Annotated in this window: 23 protein-coding genes; 17 read left to right on the top strand and 6 right to left on the bottom strand. The window is 32.8% G+C overall.

Annotated elements, in window-relative coordinates; genetic code table 11:
• The first annotated feature begins 191 nt into the window (after window positions 1-191).
• From J5E45_RS04690 to J5E45_RS04675, 4 genes are all read left to right on the top strand, one after another.
• Window positions 192-1,298 carry an efflux RND transporter periplasmic adaptor subunit gene (locus J5E45_RS04690; protein ID WP_039069456.1) on the top strand — a complete coding sequence of 369 codons (1,107 nt, stop codon included), beginning with the start codon at window positions 192-194 and terminating at the stop codon, window positions 1,296-1,298.
• Window positions 1,295-1,975: an ABC transporter ATP-binding protein gene (locus J5E45_RS04685; protein ID WP_107549124.1), complete on the top strand. Its 681-nt coding sequence runs from the start codon at window positions 1,295-1,297 to the stop codon at window positions 1,973-1,975. The genes J5E45_RS04690 and J5E45_RS04685 overlap by 4 nt, the downstream gene beginning before the upstream one ends.
• The gene (locus tag J5E45_RS04680; protein WP_039069454.1) at window positions 1,972-3,147 is read left to right on the top strand and encodes an ABC transporter permease; all 1,176 of its coding nucleotides are present in this window, start codon (window positions 1,972-1,974) and stop codon (window positions 3,145-3,147) included. Before J5E45_RS04685 ends, J5E45_RS04680 begins: the two co-directional genes overlap by 4 nt.
• A gap of 262 nt (window positions 3,148-3,409) precedes the next feature.
• Window positions 3,410-3,505 (top strand): type I toxin-antitoxin system Fst family toxin, encoded by a 96-nt coding sequence (locus J5E45_RS04675; RefSeq protein ID WP_107549122.1) that lies wholly within the window; start codon window positions 3,410-3,412, stop codon window positions 3,503-3,505.
• Between the two features lie 194 nt (window positions 3,506-3,699).
• Here the strand turns inward: J5E45_RS04675 and isaB are convergent, their stop codons facing one another.
• Window positions 3,700-4,209: an immunodominant staphylococcal antigen IsaB family protein gene (gene isaB, locus J5E45_RS04670; protein ID WP_208181684.1), complete on the bottom strand. Its 510-nt coding sequence runs from the start codon at window positions 4,207-4,209 to the stop codon at window positions 3,700-3,702.
• Between the two features lie 348 nt (window positions 4,210-4,557).
• Between isaB and J5E45_RS04665 the strand changes: the two genes are divergently transcribed.
• On the top strand, window positions 4,558-5,298 hold the full coding sequence (locus J5E45_RS04665; RefSeq protein ID WP_039069452.1) for an SDR family NAD(P)-dependent oxidoreductase: 741 nt from the start codon (window positions 4,558-4,560) through the stop codon (window positions 5,296-5,298).
• Window positions 5,299-5,609: 311 nt separating this feature from the next.
• On the opposite strand, the gene J5E45_RS04660 is transcribed toward J5E45_RS04665, so the two are convergent.
• On the bottom strand, window positions 5,610-6,665 hold the full coding sequence (locus tag J5E45_RS04660) for a DUF418 domain-containing protein (protein WP_052253468.1): 1,056 nt from the start codon (window positions 6,663-6,665) through the stop codon (window positions 5,610-5,612).
• A gap of 336 nt (window positions 6,666-7,001) precedes the next feature.
• Between J5E45_RS04660 and J5E45_RS04655 the strand changes: the two genes are divergently transcribed.
• From J5E45_RS04655 to J5E45_RS04640, 4 genes are all read left to right on the top strand, one after another.
• Window positions 7,002-7,982, top strand: a complete 981-nt coding sequence (locus J5E45_RS04655; protein WP_107550155.1) for a tripartite tricarboxylate transporter substrate binding protein — start codon at window positions 7,002-7,004, stop codon at window positions 7,980-7,982.
• 12 nt (window positions 7,983-7,994) lie between these two features.
• Window positions 7,995-8,438, top strand: a complete 444-nt coding sequence (locus J5E45_RS04650) for a tripartite tricarboxylate transporter TctB family protein (protein ID WP_039069444.1) — start codon at window positions 7,995-7,997, stop codon at window positions 8,436-8,438.
• Window positions 8,439-8,452: 14 nt separating this feature from the next.
• The gene (locus J5E45_RS04645) at window positions 8,453-9,946 is read left to right on the top strand and encodes a tripartite tricarboxylate transporter permease (protein WP_039069443.1); all 1,494 of its coding nucleotides are present in this window, start codon (window positions 8,453-8,455) and stop codon (window positions 9,944-9,946) included.
• Window positions 9,947-10,318: 372 nt separating this feature from the next.
• Window positions 10,319-11,359 carry an NAD(P)-dependent alcohol dehydrogenase gene (locus J5E45_RS04640; protein WP_107549982.1) on the top strand — a complete coding sequence of 347 codons (1,041 nt, stop codon included), beginning with the start codon at window positions 10,319-10,321 and terminating at the stop codon, window positions 11,357-11,359.
• 482 nt (window positions 11,360-11,841) lie between these two features.
• On the opposite strand, the gene melB is transcribed toward J5E45_RS04640, so the two are convergent.
• The 3 genes from melB to J5E45_RS04625 form a co-directional block, all read right to left on the bottom strand.
• Complete coding sequence (melB, locus tag J5E45_RS04635; protein WP_039069441.1) at window positions 11,842-13,212, bottom strand: melibiose:sodium transporter MelB; 1,371 nt, start codon at window positions 13,210-13,212, stop codon at window positions 11,842-11,844.
• 153 nt (window positions 13,213-13,365) lie between these two features.
• Complete coding sequence (gene melA, locus J5E45_RS04630) at window positions 13,366-14,664, bottom strand: alpha-glucosidase/alpha-galactosidase (RefSeq protein WP_069792972.1); 1,299 nt, start codon at window positions 14,662-14,664, stop codon at window positions 13,366-13,368.
• 172 nt (window positions 14,665-14,836) lie between these two features.
• Window positions 14,837-15,721 carry an AraC family transcriptional regulator gene (locus J5E45_RS04625; protein ID WP_237282793.1) on the bottom strand — a complete coding sequence of 295 codons (885 nt, stop codon included), beginning with the start codon at window positions 15,719-15,721 and terminating at the stop codon, window positions 14,837-14,839.
• 520 nt (window positions 15,722-16,241) lie between these two features.
• Here J5E45_RS04625 and J5E45_RS04620 point away from each other — a divergent pair.
• The 6 genes from J5E45_RS04620 to ychF all read left to right on the top strand — a co-directional run bounded on the left by J5E45_RS04620 (window position 16,242) and on the right by ychF (window position 24,273).
• Window positions 16,242-17,771 (top strand): NADH dehydrogenase subunit 5, encoded by a 1,530-nt coding sequence (locus J5E45_RS04620; RefSeq protein ID WP_069792970.1) that lies wholly within the window; start codon window positions 16,242-16,244, stop codon window positions 17,769-17,771.
• A 1-nt stretch (window position 17,772) separates the two neighbouring features.
• Entirely contained in the window at window positions 17,773-20,421 is a 2,649-nt protein-coding gene (locus J5E45_RS04615; protein WP_208181681.1) for a DUF2309 domain-containing protein, read from the top strand.
• A gap of 174 nt (window positions 20,422-20,595) precedes the next feature.
• Complete coding sequence (locus tag J5E45_RS04610) at window positions 20,596-20,964, top strand: Na-translocating system protein MpsC family protein (RefSeq protein WP_039069214.1); 369 nt, start codon at window positions 20,596-20,598, stop codon at window positions 20,962-20,964.
• A gap of 1,090 nt (window positions 20,965-22,054) precedes the next feature.
• Window positions 22,055-22,939 carry a mechanosensitive ion channel family protein gene (locus J5E45_RS04605; RefSeq protein ID WP_039069215.1) on the top strand — a complete coding sequence of 295 codons (885 nt, stop codon included), beginning with the start codon at window positions 22,055-22,057 and terminating at the stop codon, window positions 22,937-22,939.
• 21 nt (window positions 22,940-22,960) lie between these two features.
• Window positions 22,961-23,176, top strand: a complete 216-nt coding sequence (locus J5E45_RS04600) for a DUF951 domain-containing protein (protein ID WP_017723390.1) — start codon at window positions 22,961-22,963, stop codon at window positions 23,174-23,176.
• Window positions 23,176-24,273: a redox-regulated ATPase YchF gene (ychF, locus tag J5E45_RS04595; protein ID WP_208181679.1), complete on the top strand. Its 1,098-nt coding sequence runs from the start codon at window positions 23,176-23,178 to the stop codon at window positions 24,271-24,273. Before J5E45_RS04600 ends, ychF begins: the two co-directional genes overlap by 1 nt.
• A gap of 148 nt (window positions 24,274-24,421) precedes the next feature.
• On the opposite strand, the gene J5E45_RS04590 is transcribed toward ychF, so the two are convergent.
• A complete protein-coding gene (locus J5E45_RS04590; RefSeq protein ID WP_039069217.1) occupies window positions 24,422-25,228 on the bottom strand; it encodes a GH25 family lysozyme in 807 nt (268 codons plus the stop codon).
• Window positions 25,229-25,630: 402 nt separating this feature from the next.
• Here J5E45_RS04590 and rpsF point away from each other — a divergent pair, with 402 nt between their 5' ends.
• Together rpsF and ssb are read left to right on the top strand one after the other, a co-directional pair.
• Complete coding sequence (gene rpsF, locus J5E45_RS04585) at window positions 25,631-25,936, top strand: 30S ribosomal protein S6 (protein WP_017723387.1); 306 nt, start codon at window positions 25,631-25,633, stop codon at window positions 25,934-25,936.
• 18 nt (window positions 25,937-25,954) lie between these two features.
• Window positions 25,955-26,470 carry a single-stranded DNA-binding protein gene (gene ssb, locus J5E45_RS04580; RefSeq protein WP_039069219.1) on the top strand — a complete coding sequence of 172 codons (516 nt, stop codon included), beginning with the start codon at window positions 25,955-25,957 and terminating at the stop codon, window positions 26,468-26,470.
• Window positions 26,471-26,558 lie beyond the last annotated feature (88 nt).

Raw genomic sequence — 26,558 nt, 5'->3', positions numbered from 1 at the left:
TAATATTTGACCGTAATGTAAACAATGGAGGCAGTAGATACAGTGAAAAATAAAAATAATTCAAGTGTCAATATTGTTATATATATAAATTCAAAAGAATATTGATTTATTAATTATGAAATGCTTTATATTTTTAATTGTGTTACTGTGATATTCTTACTGTGAGAATATATATAAGGAGTGTTTGTTAATTGAAGAAAAAATGGATGTGGCTTATAGGGATTGTCGCAGTTATAGGATTATTAGCTATCGCTTTAGTGTTAAAACAAGTGAATAGCGATGAAAAGGATGAAAATGGATACGATACATATAAAGTGGAGAAAGAAAGTCCACTTAATCTAGAAGGGAAAGCGTCACCTCAATCAGTAAAAACATATAACAACAATAGTCAATTAGGTACATTTGTAAGTACACAAGTTGATGATGGTCAATCAGTTAAGCAAGGAGACTCACTCATTAACTATGACGTTAACAACAATAAACGCCAACAATTAGTAAATAAAGTGGACGAAGCACAGCAAGCAGTTAATGAAGATTATAGAAATATTAATCAAGCGCCCAACAATAGTGATTTACAAAAGAAACTGACACAAGATCAAAGTACATTAAGTGAAGCGCAACAACAATTAAACCAACATGACAAACAAGTGAATGACAGTGTATACGCAGCATTTGATGGTAAAGTAGATATCAAAAATAAGGAAAATGTATCGGATGGGCAAACGATATTACAATTAGTTTCAAATGAACCACAAATCAAAACGACTGTTTCAGAATTTGATTTAGAAAAAATCAAAGAGGGAGACAAGGTAGACGTTAAAATCACAAGTAATGGTAAAACAGGTAAAGGGACAATTAAAAAAATCGCAGAATTGCCTAAAAGCTATGAAGATCAGTTGAGTGAATCTGGAGCTGCAAGTGCCGGAGGAAGTGGTGATGAAGAAGGTGCTACAATGCCATCATCAAACCCAGTTCAATCAACACCAAGCGGTGGTAATGATTCAGAGTCATCTAAATACACAGTGATTATTAGTGATATAGATATTCCAGTACGTGCAGGTTATTCTATGGAAGTAAAAGTACCACTAGACTCTATTAAATTACCTAAAACAGTATTAACGAAAGATAATAACGTATTTGTCGTTAATAAAGATAATAAAGTTGAAAAACGTGGTCTTAAGATTGATAAAGTGAACGGAGAAATTTTTGTTAAAGAAGGACTGAAAAAAGGTGATAAAGTCCTCAAAAATCCTAAAAGTACATTAAATGATGGAGACAAAGTTGAGGTGTCATCATGATAGAACTTGTAGATATCAATCGATACTTCAAAAATGGGGATGAAAAGAACCATATTTTGAAAGACATTAATATCAACATTAACGAAGGTGAATTCATTGCGATTATGGGTCCTTCAGGTTCTGGTAAGAGTACATTAATCAATATATTAGGGTTTATTGACCGTGGATATGAAGGAGATTACCTTTTTAATGGAGAAAATTATAAAAAAACTTCAGATAATCAACTCTCAGATATTAGAAATAAGACGGTAGGATTTGTATTCCAAAACTTTAAACTAATTCAAAATAATACTATTTTAGAGAATGTAAGCATCCCTTTGGTATACGCTGGATTAGGGTCACAAGCGCGTAAAGAGCGTGTGACACAAACATTACATGACGTGGGTCTATATGATAAAGAGCATCTTGTCCCTAATAAATTATCAGGTGGTCAACAACAACGTGTAGCGATTGCACGTGCCATTATTAATAAACCTAAATTTATTATTGCCGATGAACCAACGGGGGCATTAGATTCGAAGACTTCAAAGGATATTATGGAATTATTTATGAAGTTAAATAAAGAGTATAATACGACGATGATTATGGTTACACACGATCGTAAAGTTGCCGATAAAGCCGACCGTATTATTCATATTTTAGATGGACGCGTTCAACGGGAAGAGGTGGTAGAATGAAGAATTTATCGAATATTATCGCCATCTCGTTCAAATCTATTTTAAAAAACAAACGACGTAATATCTTTACTATGATTGGAATTATTATTGGTATTGCGGCCGTTATAACGATTATGTCGTTAGGTAATGGTTTTAAAAAGACTGCGGCAGATGAATTCTCAGATTCAGGCGCTGGTAAAAATTCAGCGCTGATCAGTTTTATGACAAGCAGTGGAGAAAGTGCGAAAAACAATCCTTTTAGTCAGCAAGATATAGGAATTGTAAAACAAATCGATGGCGTGTCAGATGCCAAAATTAAAGAAACTGAGGATCAAGGTTATTCAGCAAAAATGACAAATCCGCAGAAAAAAGGCGATATCAGTATTCTGAAAAAAGATGAAGTAATGCATCCTGAAGAAGGAAAAGGCTTTAATTCAGAAGATAATGAATTACGCAAAAAGGTCGTAACTGTTGATGATAAAATTGCCAAAGATGTCTTTAATAAAGATGCGATAGGTAAGACGTTGTATATTGATGGCCAAGGTTTTGAAGTTGTAGGTATCGTTAATGATATGATGAACCCTAAAGCTGTTAGCATGCCATCTCAAACATTTAATCAATATATGGGGAATTTACAGCAAGATTTTCCATCATTACAATTAACGATTGCCGATAATGCGAATAAAAAAGAAGTAGCTAACAAAGTTGCAGATAAATTGAATAAAAATGGTTCGGGCATGTCTGACGGAAGCTATAGTTATAATGACACTGAAGAGATGATGAAAGGAATTAACAAAGTCTTTGATGGTATTACTTACTTTGTGGCAGCAGTAGCAGGGATTTCGCTATTTATTGCAGGTATTGGTGTTATGAATGTAATGTACATCTCAGTTACTGAACGTACGGAAGAAATAGCGATTCGACGCGCATTTGGTGCGAAAAGTCGTGACATCGAGCTACAATTCTTAGTGGAAAGTGTTGTCCTATGTGTGCTCGGTGGTCTTATTGGATTGATTCTAGGTATTTTAATCGCTAGTCTAGTTGATGCGGTTACACCAGATTACATTAAGAGTGTTGTTAGTATCAGTTCTGTAGTCATTGCGGTAGGCGTTTCTATGTTGATAGGAATTGTTTTTGGTTGGATTCCAGCTCGAGCAGCAGCTAAGAAAGAGTTAATTGATATTATTAAATAGTGAAACAATGCAAATGATTTTTATAAAATATATTTATGATGTTTAAGCTAGTGTCAAAATCTATATTCTAAAATAATGATTAATTTTTATAGAAAAATAGGAGCCACGCATTTTTAATAAGATGTGTGGCTTTTACTATATTAAAGTGGAGCTGATATAATTTAACTTATTGGAATCACATAGGATTACATTTTGGCAGATGATATAATAATGAAGTCGCCTTAACTTCCGGCAATATTTTCGACGGAAGGAGGTGCTTAATATGCTTATGATCTTCGTTCACATCATTGCACCAGTCATTAGTGATTGTGCAGTTGCGTATTTTACTTACTGGCTTAGTAGTAAACGCAATAAATAGAAGGCGACGTTAAGCCGCATCAAAAAATCCCCTCACTATTTGCGGTAGTGAGGGGATTGGTGCATATATGCATATAATCTTCGTTAGATATATTATAACATCATAGTGCGTAGGAATGCAAAATTCTTTAAATATACAGATAATCATTGTTTGTTGTATGTTAACCATCTAGCATTAGTTTTTAAAACAATCTATCAAGAAACCACAGCACTTGTTACATAACCATCACTAACATGAAAAACAATATTACCATCGCCAACTTTGTATCCATAAAGTCCATCCCCGCTTGCTTTCTTATCGCCATTTAATGGGGGCTGATATTTAAAGTTTTCGCCGTACTGTACACGTATATCTTGAAAACTTACTGCTTTATTTTGTATATCAAATTCTACATTATTTGCTGTATTATCCTCTACCTGATGAAAAGTTTGATCGTAAATCACTTTACTGCCAGTTTCGGAACTATACTTGCTATTAACTTTAATTCCATTAAACTTGACGTTTCCAGCTTTCAGCCCATTATAAAAAGATTGATCTAATACGAAATCGCCACCTTTTGAAGTGTATCCACTATAAGTATACCAAGATTGAGTCGTTGCTGCTTGTGCTTCATTATCTGATATATCTTCCTTATAACCATTCACACTTAATGCAGTTCCAAATACAAATGTACCTGTTAAAAAGACTTTTACAATTTTATTCATACTATATCACTCCATATAGACAGATTGAATCACATTATGATTCAGTTCCAATATAGCAAAATTAATACCGTTAGTGCAAATTTACACTTCGAACAAGGCTGATCTAATTTTGTTTTATAAAAAGATTAACAAACAAGCTTATAGTGTAAAGGTTTATATAAAGAAGAAGTTGATATTAACGATGCAAAAAGTATAAAAAAATTGTTTGAAGAAGTAGGAAAAGTAGATGCTGTAGATAGAACTACTGGGGATATGAATTTTGTGACGCTAAGGGTTAACTGTTTGATAATCTTCTATACTTGTAAAATATATTTATTGATATATTCTAAGTACAAAGGAGGGGTTTACTTGCCAAACTTAACAGATAAAGTTGTATTGATAACAGGGGCAAATAGAGGACAAGGAAAAGAAATTGCCAAGTATTTTGCTTCTCTAGGCGCGAAGATTGGCGTTGGATCAAGAAAATTAGAATCAGCTATAAAAGTCTCTAACGAATTAGGAAATAGCGCTATACCTATCAAATTAGATGTGAGTAATAAAAACGATTGGGAATCAGCTATAGATAAATTAGTAGAATCTTTTGGATGTGTGGATGTACTCGTAAACAATGCTGGTATGTATTTACGTAAACCATTTATTAATACTTCATTAGAAGAGTATCAAACGTTAATAAATACCAATCAAATTGGCGTTTTCTTAGGAATGCAAGTTGTATCATCACACATGAAAAGACAGAAGAAAGGTTCTATTATAAATACCGTATCTATTTCCTCTTTCTCGCCCATTAATCAATCATCTTTATATGCCTCGACGAAAGCTGCGATTTCAACTATGTCAAAGGCTACAGCTATAGAATTAGGAGATTATGGCATACGAGTTAATATGGTTCATCCTGGAGGTGTAGATACAGGTATGTTTTCAGAAAGTAAAGGAAGTAACACCTATTATAATTCGATACCTCTTCATAGAATAGGACAGCCAATCGATATAGCAAAAGCTATTGCTTTTTTTGCTTCTGATGAAAGTTTGTATTGTACCGGAGCTGAACTTGTCGTAGATGGAGGCATGACTTTAGGAACAGATGCTTGATTAAATCCAAATTAGCTTATTATTTTAGTTACCACCTCAGAAGGTATATTAAAAGGCTCCTTATTTAACAAAGAGCCTTTTAGTCGTTTCAAAAATGAATATCGTCTAAATAAATAAGGTCAATTTTAATAAAAAGATGTGCCCAAAAATGGGAAGACTATATAATAGATGTCTTTTTACCAAGGTTGGTTGTATTATACAAAAAAATCGAAAATATAAGATTCTATAAATGTTTGCTAAATGAGCGCCGTATACGTTGTTTACTTTATCAAAGATGAGTCTCTTTTAGTATATTTTCCTTTAAGAAGAGCTTATTTTTTAGATCTTTTAATTGGCTGAATTTTTAAATATGTGCCGCAACGCCACAACCACTCTAAAGGACCAAATAAAAAGTAATGCATCCATATAAATGAAAATATAATTTGAAACACAATAACGGATGTATATAATAAAAGCATACCGTAAACATGAACTGTATAGTTTGAAAATATAGGTGTTAAAATAACAACACCTATTATGGTTTGACCTAAATAATTTGTAAATGCCATCTTACCATAAGGGATAAACAAGGATAATAATTTTTGAAATGATCGAAATTGATACATTAATACAATTGATAAGATATAAAACATGCCAACAATAGGACCACTGTTTTGGTTAAATGTGTGCAACATGCCTTGATTTTGGATAAATAGTGAAATAGTCCATAAAATCATTGTTATTAATAAAAATACTAGCCAGTATATTTTTAACTTAGGCAATAAATCTCTATTCGTAAAAATCCCTAAGTGATAAAGTGCTTGTCCTAATAACATATGTCCTAATGTTGAAAGCATAACCATCAATAAAATAAAAGAATTAACTAAATGAGGAATATGAATTCCTCTTATTTCCATAAGCTTAATTAATATAGGTAATAAGTTACCGAATACAATTAATAAAATACCGCTATTTAGCTTTATTATATTAGATAACTTTTGAAATAACAGTAAAACTATTCCCATAACAGCATATATTTTAAGAATATCACCGTCCCATAAAAAGGAACTGAGTGCGCCAGCAATAAAGAGTAGGATCATTCGACGGATATGAACCCAAATAGTTAACTGCTTTTTTTGTAAATTGTTTATAAAAATAGAAGTGCTAACACCAAATAAAAAAGCAAATATAAAATGAAATTTATTTAGGCTGAATAATTCTATATAATTAACCATTTTACTATCAAAAGTGTTAATTTTTATACTTTTGATATCAGAGGGCTCAAAGAAGTGAATATTGATTAATAGAATTCCTATGATTGCTATTCCACGTATAACATCAATGAGATTAATTCTTGATAGTGAAGCTGTCCCTTTTTGTACGTTCATTTTATCCCTCGTTTCTTTTAATATAACGCACATTATACAAGTAGAACTGGGTGCTGAAAATTAATTTTTCCTTACAATTTCGTCACTTGAATAGTAATTTTATCTAAAGAATTTAATTGTATCTAAAAAACACATGTCTCAATTGAAACACGTCTTTTTGTTAGAGTGAAAAACACGCCAAGTTTATAAACTTAGCGTGTTTTTTGATTTAGTTGGTAATATTTTAAGAATAAATAATATAATATTTTAATAAAAACAACGGAAAACATTCACTTAATCAGAATTTTCTGATAATATAAAAGCTAGTTTGTAACCGTTTACAATAGGAGGGGTATTATGAAAAAATGGTTGGCTTTAATCATTGTTTTTTCAATTGTGCTTGCATCATGTGGCAAAAACAATGAATCAAGTGCATCGAAAAAGCAATTTCCAGATGAAACAGTAGAAATTGTTGCTCCAGCTTCTCCAGGTGGAGGCTGGGATACCACAGCGCGTGCTATACAAAAAATCATACTTGAGGAAAATTTAACTAAACAAAACGTTAATGTTATTAATAAACCTGGAGGTGGTGGCGAAGTAGGTTGGCAATATTTAAAATCACGTTCACCTAACACTATTTCTATTAATTCAAGTTTATTATTGTCTAATAATGAATTAGGATTAAGTGACTTAAATACTGATGATTTTACACCTATTGCTATTTTAGCAACAGAATGGATTAGTCTAACAGCATCTAATAAGTCGAATTTAAATTCTGGTAAAGAAGTTATGGAAAAATTGAAGAAAGATCCTAAATCTTTAACAATTGGGGTTGCACCAGGTTTAGGTAATAATGATCATTTAGCATTTGTTCAAGCGGCAAAAGAATATGGCGTTGATGTAGAAAATATTGATTTTCTTGTTTATAAAAGTGGGGGAGATTTACAAACTGCTTTGTTAGGGGGACATGTAGATGTAGCTTCAACAGCTGTTTCGGAAGTTAAAGAACAGCATCAGACTGGTAAATTAAAAATGCTAGCTGTAACTTCTGATAAACCAATTGAAGGTATTGAAGATGTACCTACTTGGGAAGATCAAGGCATTAATGTAGTGTTTCCACACTGGCGTGGTGTCATGGGCCCTAAAGATATGACGCCCGAGCAACGAGAGTATTGGGATACTACAATGGAAAAAGTTGTTAAGTCAAAAAGATGGCAAGAAATAAGAAAAAACAATGATTGGGAAAACTTCTATAAAGGTAGTGAAGAAAGTGAAAAATTCTTGAAAGCACAACGTAAGAAATATAATAAACTAGTAAATGACTCAGGTCTAAAATAAGGGGGAGTATAAATGTCACGACTTGTTTTTCCATTAGTATTAATATTATTTGGTGTGATTTATATAGTGTTAACTATAAATATACCAAAATCAAATATTGGCGATCCTAACAGCCCTATGTATTTTCCGTTACTAATCGGTTTATTACTTGTTGTAATGAGTATTATTTACTTTTTTCAAGAATTCAAAAAGCGTCACCAAAAATTTACTGCTTTTTCACAATTACTTGAAAAACGTACATTTATACGCATTGTAGTGACTATCATTTTAGCGATAATATATGCCTTTATTTTCGAACGTTTTGGATTTTTAATTTCAACCATTCTATTTTTAGGATGTATTATGTTCTTAATTAATGGCTATAAAAGATGGTTACAAAATATTTTAGTAACAGTAATTTTTTCTGGTATTGCATGGTATACCTTTTCACAATTACTGGATGTTAGTTTACCTTAAGGAGGGTTATTTGAATGGGGATTGATACTGGTAGTTTTTTGGAAGGATTAACGACAGCATTTCATCCGATGAATCTTTTATGGGTGCTCATCGGTGGCTTTCTAGGTACAGTTGTAGGAATGTTGCCTGGATTAGGGCCCGCTACTGCAGTAGCAGTACTTATACCAGTTACTTTTGGTATGGAACCTGTAAGTGCATTAATCTTGATGATCTCAATCTATTATGGCGCTATGTACGGAGGTTCTAGAAGCTCTATATTATTAAACACACCAGGTGATGGGTCAGCTATTGCAGCTACATTTGATGGTTATCCAATGACAAAAAAAGGTGAAGCGGGTAAAGCACTTACAATATCAGCTATAGCTTCATTAATTGGTGGCATTATCGCAGTTATTGGTTTTATAGTTCTAGCAAAACCATTGTCTGATTTTGCTTTAAAATTTGGTCCGCAAGAATATTTTTTATTATTTTTATTTACACTTTCAGCTATTGTTACGTTGTCATCGGGGAAGATGGTCAAAGGATTTATTGCAACAAGTATTGGACTAATTATTAGTACTGTAGGCGTGGACTTGCAGACAAGCATTTATCGTTTTACGTTTGATGTTCCACATTTAAGTGAAGGTATAGATTTCTTAGTGGTTATAATAGGGGTATATGCAGTAGCAGAGGTGTTGTACAACTACTTGAACCTACATGCCTTAAAACCACCAAATACCGACGTAGGATCAATGAAATTATCTAGAGAAGATTGGAAAAAAACACGTGGAGCGATGTTTCGTCAAAGCCCAATTGGTTTCTTAATTGGTGTTCTACCTGGAGCAGGTGGTTCTATTGCGGCAATGTTAAGTTATTCGACAGAAAAGCAAATATCTAAAAACGGTAAAAATTTCGGGAAGGGAGAAATAGAAGGTGTGGCTGCACCTGAATCTTCTAATAACGCCGCATCAGTCGGTGCTTTGATTCCCTTATTAACAATGGGGGTCCCAGGGTCTGGAACCACAGCTGTTATATTAGGAGCTGTGGTGATGTTAGGCTTACAGCCAGGTCCATTATTATTTGCAAATGAACCTGAAACAATATGGACCCTTGTTAACAGTATGTTTATCGGTAATATTTTTTTAGTTATATTAAACATTGCTTTAATCGGCTTACTATTAAAAATTTTACGTACACCACCTAAAGTTTTATATCCAATTATTTTAGTGCTTGCATTTATAGGTACATATACATTAGGGTACAGTGTAACTGATTTTTATATTTTAATAATCTTCGGTGTTATCGGTTTAGTAATGAAGTTATTAGATTTCCCAATCGCGCCTTTAATTTTAGCTGCTATAATTGGGTCAGATATGGAACAAAACTTTCGTAAAAGTTTAATAGTAAGTAATAATAATATATTAGATATATTTATAGGGTCACCGATAAGTATTGTATTATTATTAATGACAATTTTAGCATTGTTCTATCCACTAATTATAAAAGGCTTTAAAAAAGTAAAAAGATAATGTGAAAATAGATATATTTAAAATTATGAATATAAAATGCGATTATTTTCGTTCTTTATTAAGTGCGAATTAATTATTTAATTATAAGAGAGTAGGAAGGAAGTCATATTTGAGCAATATGATTTTCTTTCTACTCTTTTTAATATGTTTTGATATAGATGTTTAGAAATAAATTTTAATTATTTTGCAATGCTTTTTGGAACTGATTTCAGTTCATATATAAATAAGTTGGATTTCTTAGTTATAAACCATGAATAATTACTTCTCAATATATAGGCTGTTTTTTAGACTAGAGTTAACTCTAAACGCTATGATGTTAAGCGAAGAAGTTGAAAAGTCTTCAAATAGGATAAGTACTGGAGGAATTATTTTATGGTTAATGCTAAAGCTAGAGCGGTTAACGGGCCGGATTCTAATTTTCATGCAACAGAAATTAAAAGACGTGATCTTGATACACATGATGTATTAATTGAGATTAAATATGCAGGTATATGTCATTCCGATATTCATACTGCACATGGTGAGTGGGGGCCAGTTCACTATCCACTAGTGCCAGGTCATGAAATTGCAGGTATTGTTAAAGAAGTTGGGTCAGAAGTGAGTAAGTATGAAGTAGATGATCGTGTCGGTGTTGGTTGCATGGTTGATTCTTGTGGCGAATGCGAAAATTGTCAAAACGGCGAAGAACAATATTGTTTAAAAGGAATGGTTGGCACATACGCAGGTACGGATAGATATGGTGAACCGACACAAGGCGGTTATTCAACACATATTGTAGTACATGAAGATTTTGTATTACGTATTCCTGATAATATCGGTTTAGATGCTGCAGCTCCATTACTTTGTGCGGGTATTACTACTTATTCACCTTTAAATCATTGGAAAGCAAGTGAAGGTAAAAAAGTAGCAATCATCGGTATGGGCGGTTTAGGACACATGGCTGTTCAAATTGCAAACGCCATGGGCGCAGAAGTTACTGTATTATCACAAACGTTAAATAAAAAAGAAGATGGTTTGAAATTAGGTGCAACACATTACTATGCAACAAGTGATGAATCTACATTTGAGCAACTACCAAAAACTTTTGACTTAATTATCAATACAGTAAGTGCAAACTTGCAATTAGATGATTATCTTAAATTGCTGACATTAGACGGTACAATTGTTAACGTTGGGGCGCCAGCGGAACCAATCTCATTAAGAGTTGCAAATTTAATTGGCCACCGTAGATCATTTGCTGGATCAGCTATAGGAGGTATACGTGAAACACAAGAGATGTTAGACTTCTGTGCTGAACACAATATCAAACCTCAAATTGAAATGATTTCAGCTGATCAAATAGATGAAGCTTATGAAAGAGTTTTAGCATCTGATGTTAAATATCGCTTTGTTATCGATACAAGCACAATGTAATTAACTTGAATTTAATTAATATCTAACGTGCTTTAAAATAATTTTAAAGTATATTATAGTAGCCACTTGTTTTAGACAAAGTTCTGAAATAGGTGGCTATTATTATAAATATAATTTATATATTGCAAAAAATGATAATGATATAATATGTGTAATTACTTATATAATAATAAAACTTAAGTAATTTTTATATAAAAAATTTGTATAAGTTAAAATTTACTATTATACTAACTAATAAGCGTTTAAGTAAACGCTAACATAACGTTACAATAGTTGGGAGTGATTTTCATGCCAGATACAGATACTGCATCAGACTTATTGGAAAAGATCTTAGATTTTTTAATTTCACTTAAATAGTATACTTAAATAACACCAACCCCCTCGCTATTTGAGATAGTAAGGGGGTGTATTTTTAAATATTAGCGACTAAGGTTCTATAGACCAGTCATTTTGGTTTATCAATTTCACAGTGGATAACCAGATTATTCTTTTTTACTTTTTCTTAGATTTAATACATTAACCACATCTTTTATATATGCACCTTTTAATTTATAACTCCATTTATAAATAATAAAACTAGCTGTTATACAAATTATTGGGAGTATAACCATAATGAAACGCAATCCATTTTTTGTGAATTCGTTTTGTTGAACTCCCGGTTGATAACCTAAAAGTGTTAAACTCCAACCAGTAATTAAACCGGAAATGGCCATAGCCGTTTTCATTAAGAAGGTCTGAGTAGATGTGATAACACTTTCATTTCTTTGTCCGAACTTCATTTCACTATAATCAATTACGTCTGCGATTGAAACGGTGATTATTCCCATAATGAAGCCAGTGCCAATTTTGATAAAGGTAGTACCTACTACAACAGGCAATATGCCTTGTGGTGAAATGTAACTTGCAGCTAGCAAAATCAATAGTCCGACTATTACACTACAGGTTGCAATAGGAAATATACGTTCTCGTGTAATCCATTTTGCAACTCTTGGGAACATAATTAAAGCAAGAATTTCTACAAATCCCATACCGTTATAGAGTGCAAATAAAAACTTGGATTCAGCTACATAGCTAAAATAATAAATAAGAACATTTCCAATGATTTGTGTACATAAGAAAAAGGTGATTAGGATACCGATATAATTCAAAAGTTCTTTGTTGGTAAATAATATTCTCCATATGTCTTTGAAACGTAATGTAATACCTGTGTCAATATTTGTAGGGGCTTCTTTAACATTGCGAACAGTGATTCCCATTGTTGTAATAAAGAAGATAATTATAATGATTGTGAGTATTAAAAAGCCAATGGATTGATCACCATTTCCAAATAAATTATCCAAGAATAGTACAATACTTAAACCGATAGCACCCAGAATTAAATTAGCTAGGCTTGCAAAAATCCTTGGAATCACTGACACCTCTTCACGTTCGGTTGGATTATTCGTTAAATTTGGTAACCATGACCAATAAGGAACATCCATCATAGTGTACGTCATGCCCCAAAGGATATACATTATTGTGACAAATACATATAGACTGGTGCCTGACAAATCAAAATTTGTAAATAGTATAATGGTTACAATAGAATTGATAATAGTGCCAATAACTAACCATGGTCTGAATTTTCCCCACTTTGTTTTTGTTTTATCTACAATCATACCCATAATAGGATCATTGATAGCATCCCAGATTCGAGCTACAAAATATAATGTTCCTACAAAACCAGCTGTAATACCTAAAATGTCTGTTAAATAGTACATAAGATATATACCAATTAGGTTAACAACTAAATCTTTACCAAAAGCACCAATGCCAAATGAATATTTTTCTTTACGCGTTATTTGTCGCTCCAAATAAATCACCTCATAAGAAAACTTAAGTAGTTATATAAACAAAGTTCTTAAGTTTTTAGATATATATAACTTTTCAATTTTAATAGTGAAAACTTTTGTAAAAAACCAGACACTGCTCATCTGATTAAGTAATCACAGGTCTGGTGTAAGATTTTATTTATAAGGTGGAAGCCAATCACCATGAGCTTCAAATAAATCATCACAGAGTGAGATAATATCGTTGATAGATAGTTCAGAGGCTGTATGTGGATCTAACATAGCAGCTTGATAAACTTTTGATTTATCATTAGTTAATGCAGCTTCTATTGTTAATAATTGAGTGTTTATATTTGTTCTATTTAGAGCTGCGAGTTGCTCAGGTAAGGCACCTATATAAGTGGGGGCTATACCACTTGCATCAACTAAACATGGAACTTCGACAACTGCATTTTCAGGTAGATTGCTTATTAAACCTCCAGTATTTAATACATTGCCGCCAATTTTAAATGGTTTATTTGTTTCCATTGCTTCAATAATATAAGAACCATATTCGTTAGAACGTCGATGAGTCAGGTTTTGATCGTTGACTATATCATCTCGCATTTGTGACCATTCTTCTATTTGATTTATGCAACGACGAGGGTATTCATCTAACGGAATATTGTAATCGCCAATTAATTCTGGGTACAGATTTTTAATAAAGTAAGGATGATATTCTGCGTTATGTTCAGATGACTCTGTAACATAAAATCCAAATTTATCTAAAATTTCAAAACGAACCATATCGTCATGTTTTGATTTTTGTTTTGCTTTGGCACGCTTTTTGATTTCTGGATATAAGTCTGTGCCATTTTGTTTGATTTCAAGTAACCAAGCCATGTGATTAATTCCAGCAATCTTAGATTGTATATTATCTTTTGGCAAATCTAATGAATCCAATAAGTCATTCGTACATACTTGGACACTATGGCAAAGTCCAACCGTTTTAATACCTTCTTTTAGCATTATATTAGTTAAAACTGCCATCGGATTTGTATAATTTAAAAACCAAGCATCTGGACATACTTCTTTTATATCATCGGCAAATGCTTGCATTACTGGTATTGTTCTTAAATTACGGAAAATACCTCCAATACCTAATGTATCAGCGATAGTTTGTCTTAAGTTATATTTTTTGGGTATTTCAAAATCAGTAATTGTAGCGGGATCATATCCGCCTACTTGTATTGCATTTATGATATATTTTGCTCCTGATAATGCGTCCTTACGATTATGGTATGCTTTCACAGTAATATTCGAATGTAAATTTTTCTTTAAGTTGTTTAACATCATTTCTGAATCATGTAATCGTTGCTCATCTATGTCATATAAAGCAAATTCAAAATGTTGTAATGCCTCAACTGTCATACAATCGCCTAGTACATTTTTGGCAAATACAGTACTTCCTGCACCTAGAAATGTAATTTTATCCATTAATCATGCCTCCTAGTTTTATTTCAAAACCGAATGATAATTAATACGGTCTATTTTTAAAAATATAAAGCGAAAATTTTCTGGTACCACTATAGCTTATGTATAGGTTAGACATTATTTTGAGGACAAACAAGCGTAAATAATATTGAAAAGGGTAATATATTGCTCTTTATTAATCGATGAACAATTTATCAACTGGCATAATCGTAGTATTTTTTCGATAGTTATTAGGAGTTATACCAACAATTTTCTTGAAAACTTTACTAAAATAATTACTAGAAGCGTAACCTACTTCATATGCAATAGATTCAATACTTTGAGAACTTTTAGTTAATAAAATTAATGAATTTTTAATTCTAATTTTAGTTAAAAAATTAATAGGCGTATCATTCACGACTTTGTGAAATTGGCGGCTAAAATGATATTTTGATAACCCAGTAACTGCTACTATATCGTCTAATGTAATGTCTTGTTGATAATGATTTTCTATAAAATTAATTGCTTTTATGGTGGGAAGAGGGTAATTATTAGATTTCTGCAAACCATATTCGAGATACTCTATACATTTCATCATAAATGTATAGGCACACGACGAAGATTCGTACCCATGTTTAATGCCCACAGCGTCTATTTTTTGCAATGTTTCTATAATATGTGTGATGGGTTCAGAATTAATAGGGAGTTTTAGGATATTTCCATGCGTAGATACAATTCTATTAAATAATCTACTAACTTCTTCGCCATAAATTGTAAAATAGACAAATTCCCATTCACTCGAATGATTGGGAAGATAGTAACAATGATTACTTGGTACACGAACAAAAAAAGCATCATCTTTAGCAAGTTGATAATTTTTTTCGTCTATTGAAATTGCACCATAACCTCGAGTTGTATATTGAAAAATGTACACATCTTTTTCACCTCTGTGCAAACCATGCCATCGATAACTTGAACTTTGTATGAGTTCAAAACCAATTGCACTTAAACCAGCAACATTATATTGATAATCTCCTTTAAATCTAAAACCATAAGTGTTGTAATCAATTTTTTTCGTCAACTTCCATCCCTCCATGTTTGGTAATTATTTTATCATTATTTAAGTTGAAAAATATTAAATATGTATTTATAAAATTTCAAATGGATTATTATTTTTTATTAGTTTGAAAATGCTGTTTCTTGACAATGACGAACTATAAGTATATGTTAGTAATATTAAATAAAAATAAATATAGTTGTTGATGTATGCTTGAACTAGGTTATTTGGGCTTTAGCAAGATGTTAATAGAAATATTGACAAATTGAAAAAGTAAACAAATTGAAGTAGAAAGTGAAAATCATACGACATATGTAAAATAATTTAACTTAATTTATAAATTTAAAAACAACATACATATATAGGTAGCAAAACAAATCACTGCATAAAGTATTAGCGTGCGTTGTAATGAAGCCGACAATAATAATAAATCGACGGAGGTTTATTATATATTGTCGGCTTTTTTAATGAGTATTACAACGATGTGTTAGAGAAAGCTAACTTTATGATTACAGTCATCATATCTAACGGAGGAGGATGCGATATGCTTACATCGCCTAATTTATCATTATTACTCATTCTATTATTTGTCGCGATATTCATTTCAGTAATAAGCGGCGTTATATTTTTAAATAAGCGCATATCACTAGCGTATGTTCGGATACATATATATTTAGTAGCACTGCCGCCATTGATAGCGTTCATCGGTTTAATTTTAGCACCAAAAAACATCAATATTGGCTTATGGTATTCAGATATTTTATCTTGGTTGATGGCATTTTTCGTATTAATTATCGGTTTAATCATTCAACGTTATTGTGTACGCTATTTGGCCGGAGATAGAAGCTATAGAAAATACTTTACGCTATTTACCTTAACGACAAGTTTTGCATCTATTGCATGGTTAACAGGCGACCTACGTATTATGGTAGTTAGTTGGGGTTTTACATTAGTTGGCCTAACATTACTTATTAGTTTGACGAGTGCTTGGAGAGTGACAAGGGCAGCAGCTATTGTTACAGGGAAATTATTCTTCTTAAGTTGGCTCGCATTATTGTTAGCTGTTATATGGTTAGGAATTGTAACAGGAGAATGGCATTATACAGGTATTTTTACCGATGCTAACCTTGATCAAATCAATGCATGGACACGTTTTGGCATTAATATGTTAATAATATTGGCGGTTATGATTCCAGCGGCACAATGGCCATTCCAAAGATGGTTGATTGAATCGGTCGCAGCGCCAACGCCTGTATCTGCAATTATGCACGCTGGCATTGTGAATGCTGGTGGTATTATGCTAACGCGTTTTTCTCCGCTGTTTAACGGTGACATTGCAACAATCGTTTTATTATGCTTTGCGAGCGCCTCTGTACTTATAGGTGCGGGTATTAGTTTAGTACATGTGGACTATAAGCGTTTATTAGTGGGTTCAACAATCGGACAAATGGGTTTTATGCTAATTCAATGTGCGTTAGGCGCATATATACCAGCGATCATTCATCTAATATTACATGGTTTATTTAAAGCGACGCTCTTTTTACGTTCTGGTTCAGCTGTTCGTCATTTTAATGTACCAAGTCGTGCAAATGAAAGAATGTCTTACTTATGGATACTAGCAGGGCGTGGACTAGCGATTATGATAGGGCTAGGATTTTGGCTATCAGCTCCCGAACAAGGCTATCGTTTAGTGAGTGGTCTTATCTTAGCGTGGTCGTTATCTGTATCTTGGACACAGTTAGTAGCCTTTGGTGAAGGGAAATTTGGTCGTATTATGGGGTTATTAGTACTTGGTGTGGTCGGCATAGTCTATTATATCGTGCACCATTTCTTCAATGACGCTTTGCATACCATCGCATTTCATAGTGCACAGCCGCCTATGTTCGTAGTCGTAATTGTTGCTTTAATATTGTTATTCGGTAGTTTGATGAGTACGTGGGTAGCACGTCATCGTTCATCAGTTGCATTTTCAATTATTTATATGTGGATTGTACATTTAGGTGATGCAAAAATTGAAACAGTGGAACGTCACCCTAATTACTTGAAAAAATATTTATTCAAAGGAGGGCACTAAAATGGGAGAATCCAATATACATTCTATCGAGCAATCTAGCTATTTTGATGATATTCGCGTAACAGTTGAAAATGCGAGCAAGGTTATTGTTCCTTTATCACCCATTTCAGTATTTGCTGCTAGAAGCCCCTGGTCTGGATTAGAAGATAAAACATTTGATGAGGTAGCAAGTTGGTTAAAACAAGAACGCAAAGTCGATATTTATCCAGCGAGAACAACTATTATAGAAGCAAGACAACAAGGCGAAATAAGCGATAAGTATATAGAACGTCGTTTTCAACAATGGATAGAAGAGACAAAGTTATCTATCCCGAAAGCACACGCAACTCAATATGGTCATCAAGCATTAAAATTACAGTCATTGGATGCATACTCAGAAGGACAAGAAATCATAGACGAACTCGTAAGGGATTTGAGGGAAAGTCTGAAGGAAAATAATACTGCGTCTGAACAACTTACATCAGTCCCATTAATTAGTACATATGTTTTCGATGATAAAAATGAAAAATTGATTGATACTTTAGATTATCACGTAATCAAATGGTGTAAGTTATTTATTGATGACGCACAGTCTGGATGGACGATGCCAAATAGAGATAAAGGCCTTTTTAATGCTTGGCAGAGATTAGTACCATATGACCCAGCGTTAACTAAACAACAACGCATGCGGTTACAATCATTGCCAAACGATGCTGAATCATTGCTTAAAGTGTCATTAAACAATTTAGGTATTAAGGACATAGAAGTTCAAACATACTTAGAGAATCATTTATTATCCTTGCCAGGTTGGGCTGGAATGATGATGTGGCAAGATGATCATCATAAAAAAGTTCATGATTTATTATTTACTTACCTTGCTATACGCGTTGCGATGGAATGGGCAATTGTAGATCCTCATTTACCCGTTACGCCTCCAGATGCTAAAGATGAAAGTGCTTTGGAAACAAATATTGTTTCATGGTTGCAGTGGGGTGGATTTACGGTAGAAACTTGGCATGCATTAAGTATAGAAGAAAAAGAACAACACGTGCAGTTTGCGAACGAATTTAATGATCAATTGTGCCGAAAATTGTGGTTAGAGGCATGGGAAGAAACATATAACGAACAATTAAAAGACATGATTGTTTCAAAGAAACCTTACCAAATGACATCACAAAAGACAGAAGTTCAAATGGCATTTTGTATTGATGTAAGATCGGAACCTTTTAGAAGACAAGTTGAAGCGGCTGGCCCGTTTGAAACACTTGGTATTGCAGGTTTCTTTGGTTTGCCAATAGAGAAATCAGAGTTAGGTAGCAAATACAATCATCCCTCATTACCAGTTATGAATCAACCACAACATAAAATTCAAGAATATACACATGAACGTGAACCCAACGCGTTTCAACAACGTAAACATGCATTAGAATCTGTTACTTATACATTCAAAAAAATGAAACAGAACGTTTTGCCAAGTCTACTCTTACCGGAATTGAGTGGCCCATGGTTGTCACTACAAATGTTAACAAGAAGTTTTATGCCGAGACGTGTGGGTGCGATGATTCGTAAGTTTTATAGTAATTGGTTACAAAAACCACAAGATACTACTTTGACATTGGATCGTAACCAACATCATAACCACCAACATATACATTTTGAAGATGGGCTACCAATTGGTTTCACTAAAGCGGAAAAAGTAAATTATACATTACAAGCATTGAAATTAATGGATTTAACTAAAAACTTTGCGCCATTAGTTGTGATGTGTGGTCATGGTAGCCAAAGTGCTAATAATCCCTATGCAGCTTCATTAGATTGTGGCGCATGTGGTGGGGCAGCCAGTGGTTTTAATGCTAAAGTATTGGCTCATTTGTGTAATATGACAGAGGTTAGAGAAAGTTTGTTACAGGAAGGTATAGAAATCCCAGAAAAAACTATTTTCGCAGCTGCAGAACATCAAACTTCTGTAGATGAATTGAAGTGGATATATTTACCTGAATTATCTCAAGAAGCACAAATAGCTTATGATAAAATCGAAGCGGTAATGCCTCAAATAAGTTATGCCGCAAATGAAAAAAGATTGGCGCAATTACCGAATAATAATATAGTTAAACCGAACCCAGTCAATGAAGTTCATCGTATAACAAATGATTGGAGCGAGATAAGACCAGAATGGGGATTAGCGAAAAATGCAGCATTTATTATAGGTCGACGCGAATTAACTAAAAATAGTGATTTAGCAGGTAGAGCTTTCTTGCATAATTATGATTGGCATAATGACAAAGATGGCAGTATATTAGCAAATATTATTGCTGGCCCAGCACTTGTTGCACAATGGATTAATTTGCAGTACTATGCATCGACAGTAGCGCCTCATTTTTATGGCAGTGGTAGTAAAGCAACGCAGACAGTAACGGCGGGTATCGGTGTTATGCAAGGAAACGCCAGTGACTTATTAACGGGATTGCCGTGGCAATCTGTGATGGCAGCTGATAACAAAATGTACCATTCGCCGATAAGATTGTTAATTATTATACAGGCACCACAGTCATTTATTAAAAAATTATTGGATAATGATTCTAATTTTAAACAAAAATTACTTAATGGCTGGGTAAGATTGGCTAGTGTGGATGAACAAGGGACATGGCATAATTGGACAACTAACCTATAAAGTGGGTGGCTATGCGCTAGGTAACCCACTTTATAGAATTTAACTAAACAATTTGATATAGCTCTTAATTCATAGGCAAAACAGTGTAGCTATAGAGAAAATTGCTGAAAAATGGTACTGTTATCTTTGTTAAAATAAATTTCTAATTTTGGTTCTACAGGAGATGTATATTTAATGAAAAAAACCAAAGGTACCTATGAGTCTGAAATCAGTAAAGCAATTACACAGTGGGAAAAGGACTTCCTCGGTCGTGGTTCTCTTTCAGTTAAAACAGACATATTGCGTGATATGATTATAGTCAGTTTACAAGGTGTATTAACGCAAGCAGAGTACAAAGTTTGTGGCACGAATGAAGGTTTATTAACGATTAAACGAACGCGTTCTAAACTTGTAGAATCAGGGATAGAAGAACTTAATGAAATTGTGTTATCAATTTCTGGTGAAGAAGTTAAAAGTTTTCATACAGACTTGAGTTCTATAACAGGAGAACGTATTATGATTTTCAAACTATATAACGATTTAGAGAAGAAGTTTGCTGACTGACAAAGACTTATTTTTTCAAAGTAATGCACTTAATTTATTGATAAATGTCGTTTATTGATTAATTAAGTGTATTTCTATGTGTAACGTTGAAAAGTTATAGAAGTAAATTAAGCTCATATTTAAAATGTAGCTATTTAATATGAAGTTAAGCGTGACAATAGCATAAAAAATGCACATACTGTTGTAAGGGACAGTATGTGCACACTACTAGTTATGAATCAGGAATCCGGAAGAGTAAAGTTTACGTTAAAAACTATCATCATATAAATAATTGGGTGTTAAAGTATCATAATCTTTAGTTAAGATTCTTAAATAAAGATTCATTGTTTTAATACTGTTAAAAGTGTAGAACATAAACTAAGTATTACGGGATTAATATTTCAACTTTAACCACTAGCTTGTAAATAATATGTAACTTAGCTATTTAATACCCAACAACGACGAAAAAAGTATTATTTAATTAAAGTAACATGAATTCGTTTAAAAGCTTGTATAAAGTGGTCAGTCACATTAATATACAAAGTTTACTAAAAGTGAGTTCACCTCCTACACATAAATATTATAATAATTGAATAAATTTTTGGAATAAATTCCCTAACTGTGTAAAAATAATGCGTAAATGTTAAAATATATAAATTATATAAAAAGTAATTATATATAATTTTATAAACATAGTTACTAAATGATTGGCATAAAAACAAGATTGATTAAAATTGGTTATTTTTATAAATTACATAATTCAAATTCTCGCTATTTTATAAAAATAAAAATTAAAAATATACTTGAATTATTATGAAAGTTTATAGTAATATTGCTAATTGGGTGTTAAAGAATCATAATTTTTAATTATGGTTCTTTTTCTTTTGCCATTTTTTAACTACAAATGTTAAAAATAATGTGATAAATATGCTTAAATGCTTTGCTAATGTTTATATTTTTAATAAACTAGATGAGGTTAATATTTAATGTGATTAATTAGCAGCATAGATATTATTTATAAGATTCGGATTTAGAGCGAAAGTTGGATTTGTTTCGCCTTTAAAAAGGTTATAATAAAGTGAAGCGAAATTGTGTTAAGGAGGAAGTATAGTTGAATCAAGTGAAAAATATTCTCTATTCTATAATAGAACCATTATTGCAACCAGAAACGTACCAATCATTACTTTCTAATTTAATAATGATTATTGTTTATGTAGTGGCTGCATGGATTATTTTACATTTTGTGAACAAAGGTATTGCACAGTTCTTTAAAATTCAAAATAAAGGTAAGAATAGTAATAAAAAACGTTCAAAAACTTTAATATCATTAGTGCAAAATGTAGTCTCATATGTGGTATGGTTTATAGTGTTGACTACGATTTTAAGTAAATTCGGTATCAGTGTGGGAGGAATCATAGCAAGTGCTGGTGTTGTTGGCTTGGCCGTTGGTTTTGGTGCACAAACTGTAGTTAAAGATATCATTACAGGTTTCTTTATTATTTTTGAGAATCAATTTGATGTAGGAGACTATGTTAAAATTAGTAATGGTGGCGCTCCAGTAGCAGAAGGTACTGTTAAATCAATAGGATTAAGATCCATGCGCATTAATACTATTTCTGGTGAACTGACAACATTGCCTAATGGTAGTGTTGGTGAAATTACGAACTACTCTGTGATAAACGGCGAAGCAATCGTAGAAATACCAGTTTCTATAACGGAAGATATTGATAAAGTAGAAGATGAATTAAATGACTCTTTTGAGGCAATTCGTTCGAAATATTATTTATTTATATCTACACCAGAGGTAGTTGGGGTGAATTCCATCACAAATAATGAAATCGTATTGCGTATTTCTGCAGAGACGATACCTGGAGAAGGCTTTACAGGGGCACGTATTTTAAGAAAAGAAATATTGAAACTATTCAAACTTAAAGAAATTAAAATGCCGCAACCAATGATGGTACAATACGAAGCAAACCAACAAAATAATGCATAAGACGGTCGGAGGTGTTACAGAATGACATCCAATTACGGTTTGAATGATATTGTAGAAATGAAAAAGCAACATGCATGTGGTACGAATCGTTTTAAAATCATTCGTGTAGGTGCAGACATCCGAATAAAATGTGAAAACTGTCAGCGTAGTATTATGATTCCTAGACAAACTTTTAATAAAAAACTAAAAAAAATAGTGGTATCACAACAAGATACTACCGATAAGGAGAATGAATAATGGCTTTAACAGCAGGTATTGTTGGCTTACCAAACGTAGGAAAGTCTACACTTTTTAATGCAATTACAAAAGCAGGGGCACTTGCAGCAAACTATCCATTCGCAACAATCGATCCTAACGTAGGCATCGTTGAGGTGCCTGATAGTAGATTAGACGTTTTAACAGAAATGGTAGAACCGAAAAAAACAATCCCAACTACATTCGAATTTACCGATATTGCAGGTATTGTTAAAGGTGCTTCTAAAGGGGAAGGTTTAGGTAATAAATTCTTATCCCATATTCGTGAAGTAGATGCGATTTGCCAAGTTGTTCGTGCTTTTGATGATGATAATGTTACACATGTTTCTGGTCGTGTAGATCCGATTGATGACATTGAAGTTATTAATATGGAACTCGTATTAGCAGATTTAGAATCTGTAGACAAACGTTTACCGAAATTAGAAAAAATGGCACGTCAAAAAGATAAAGATGCAGTTAATGAAACACGTATTTTATCAAGAATTAAAGAAGCTTTAGAAGAAGGGAACCCTGTAAGAAGCTTAGAATTTACAGAAGAAGATCAAAAATATGTGAATCAGGCTCAATTATTAACATCTAAAGAAATGTTATATATCGCTAACGTGGGCGAAGACGAAATTGGCGATGAAGATAATGAAAAAGTAAAAGCCATTCGTGAATATGCAGCGAAAGAGGATTCTGAAGTTATCGTGATCAGTGCTAAAATTGAAGAGGAAATTGCTGTACTTGAAGATGGAGACAGAGAGATGTTCTTAGAAGATTTAGGAATTGAAGAACCTGGTCTTGATCGTTTGATTCGTACAACTTATGATTTACTTGGCCTTGCTACTTACTTTACAGCAGGTGTACAAGAAGTACGTGCATGGACATTTATTAAAGGTATGACTGCTCCCCAGTGTGCGGGTATTATTCACACGGATTTCGAACGTGGCTTTATTCGAGCAGAGGTTACTAGTTATGATGATTATGTGGAATTTAACGGAGAAAATGGCGCAAAAGATGCTGGTAAACAACGCCTAGAAGGTAAAGAATACATTATGAAAGATGGCGATGTTGTACACTTTAGGTTTAACGTGTAAGGCACTTAGCTTTAAAATAATATATTGGAATACTGGGGTATAAATATCTCAATATTATAAAACAGGCTGGGACAATTTAAATTGTTCCAGCCTTAATCATTATATTGGTAGTGGCTTAAGCTCAACTCCCTTTACTATGTTTATAAAGTTAAGAGGTGAACCAATCTGTACTAACATTTGGTCCTGTATAGTTTGCATCGACTTCTTGATTTAATTCAGGGGAAGCGTAGCTATCTGTATACTGCCATAAAACGTGTTCACGGGTAGGTTGCCCAGGATTATAGTTGGCCATCCAGTAGCCATCATAATTTTCTACAGATTGTTTAGCGTGTTCTAGCATGAAATTTTCATATGAATAAAACAATACTTTTTTATTTCCGGCTAAACCTTTCATTTCGTCATACCAAGCATTCGTGCTTTCTTCGGTAGTGCCAGAAGTAACTGAGTTTTGTTCAAAATCATTTATATAAAAGCTTGCTTTGGGAGCTCGGTTATATAAAGTTTGTGCCTCATAACGTGCGTCATCAGGGTTTTCATACATACTATATGAATAAACACCAAAGTCTAAGTCATGTTTGTCTAATAAATCAGAATTGTGTTCTAAGGACTCGTCTATTTTTTCTGAGCCGTATTGTGCTCTAATAATAATGAAATCGTAATTTGCTTTTAAATCCTTTACTTCTTGATCAGTTAAGTTACCTTGCCATTCGGAAATATCTAAGATACGTTCGCCTTCTTGTGAAGTTCCAGCTTCTGGCTGAATGTCTTTAGAACGAGTGGTTGTTTCGTGATTAGTACTCTTTTCCGGATGCTTATTTAAATATTGTTGGTATCCATATCCCATTGTTCCTTTTTGGCTTGAGGTATTACTAGCTGCATAAGTAGAGTTAATAGTTATTGTTGATGCAAATAATACACACATTGTAATAAATCCTTTTTTTATTGCCGAAACCATAACGTACTCCTTTGTTTATGTATTTAAAAAATATAAAAAACGAACATAGGGGTTATGCTAATAGAATTAATATAGATTTTCAACCATAGCTTAAATAACATTTATTTTTTATTAAAATAAAGAATTGTAACTTATAATATTAAATATATGAGATGGTGTCAGTTTTGTATAAAAGCAATTAATAAAACGTCTATATATGAAAAATAGCGATTACAATAATCAATTCTTGGTGATGTTTCATATGAAACATTTACGTAAATTAAGCAAACTGTTAAAGATGGATAACCATTGTAAAAAGTAAAGGCTTGTGCTATAATTCTTGATTGTGAGTAATGAAAATTATTCCTTGCTTGTCACATATGATGACGAGCCGCATAGACCACAAGGAGGTGCAATTATAAAATGAGAACATATGAAGTTATGTACATCGTTCGTCCAAACATTGAAGAAGATGCTAAAAAAGCTGTCGTTGAACGTTTCAACGGAATTTTAGCTTCTCAAGGATCAGAAGTTTTAGAAGCTAAGGATTGGGGCAAACGCCGTTTAGCTTATGAAATCAATGATTTCAGTGAAGGTTACTACAATATCGTACGTATCCAAACTTCTGATAACGAAGCTACTGACGAATTCCAACGTTTAGCTAAAATTTCAGACGATGTAATCCGTTATATCGTAATTCGTGAAGACGAAGATAAGACAAGAAAATAATAGATGGGGGTCGTTTAAATGATAAATAGAGTTGTTTTAGTCGGTCGTTTAACGAAAGATCCAGAATATAGAACAACACCCTCAGGCGTGAGTGTTGCGACTTTTACTCTAGCAGTAAACCGTACGTTTACAAATGCGCAAGGGGAACGCGAAGCAGACTTCATTAATTGTGTCGTTTTTAGAAAACAAGCAGATAATGTTAATAACTACTTATTCAAGGGTAGTTTAGCTGGCGTTGACGGTCGCATTCAATCACGTAGCTATGAAAACCAAGAAGGACGTCGTATTTTTGTAACTGAAGTAGTTTGTGATAGCGTTCAATTCCTTGAACCAAAAAATCAAAACCAACGTCATGGTCAAGAAGGAAATAATAATTTCCAAAACTTTGGCGGACAACAATCAGGACAAAATACATCGTCATATCAAAATAACAATAATAACAACAATAATACATCGAATAATAATCAATCAGATAATCCATTTGCAAATGCAAACGGACCAATTGATATTAGTGATGACGATTTACCGTTCTAATCTACAAACATTGTGTGAATGTTGTGTAGACTGTTTAGAAGTATATTAAAATGTGTGAATTTATATTATATGTGTGTGTAAATGTGTG

It is taken from the genome of Staphylococcus shinii (assembly GCF_017583065.1).
Lineage (GTDB): Bacteria > Bacillota > Bacilli > Staphylococcales > Staphylococcaceae > Staphylococcus > Staphylococcus shinii.
This window is presented reverse-complemented; position numbering and strand designations above follow the sequence as displayed.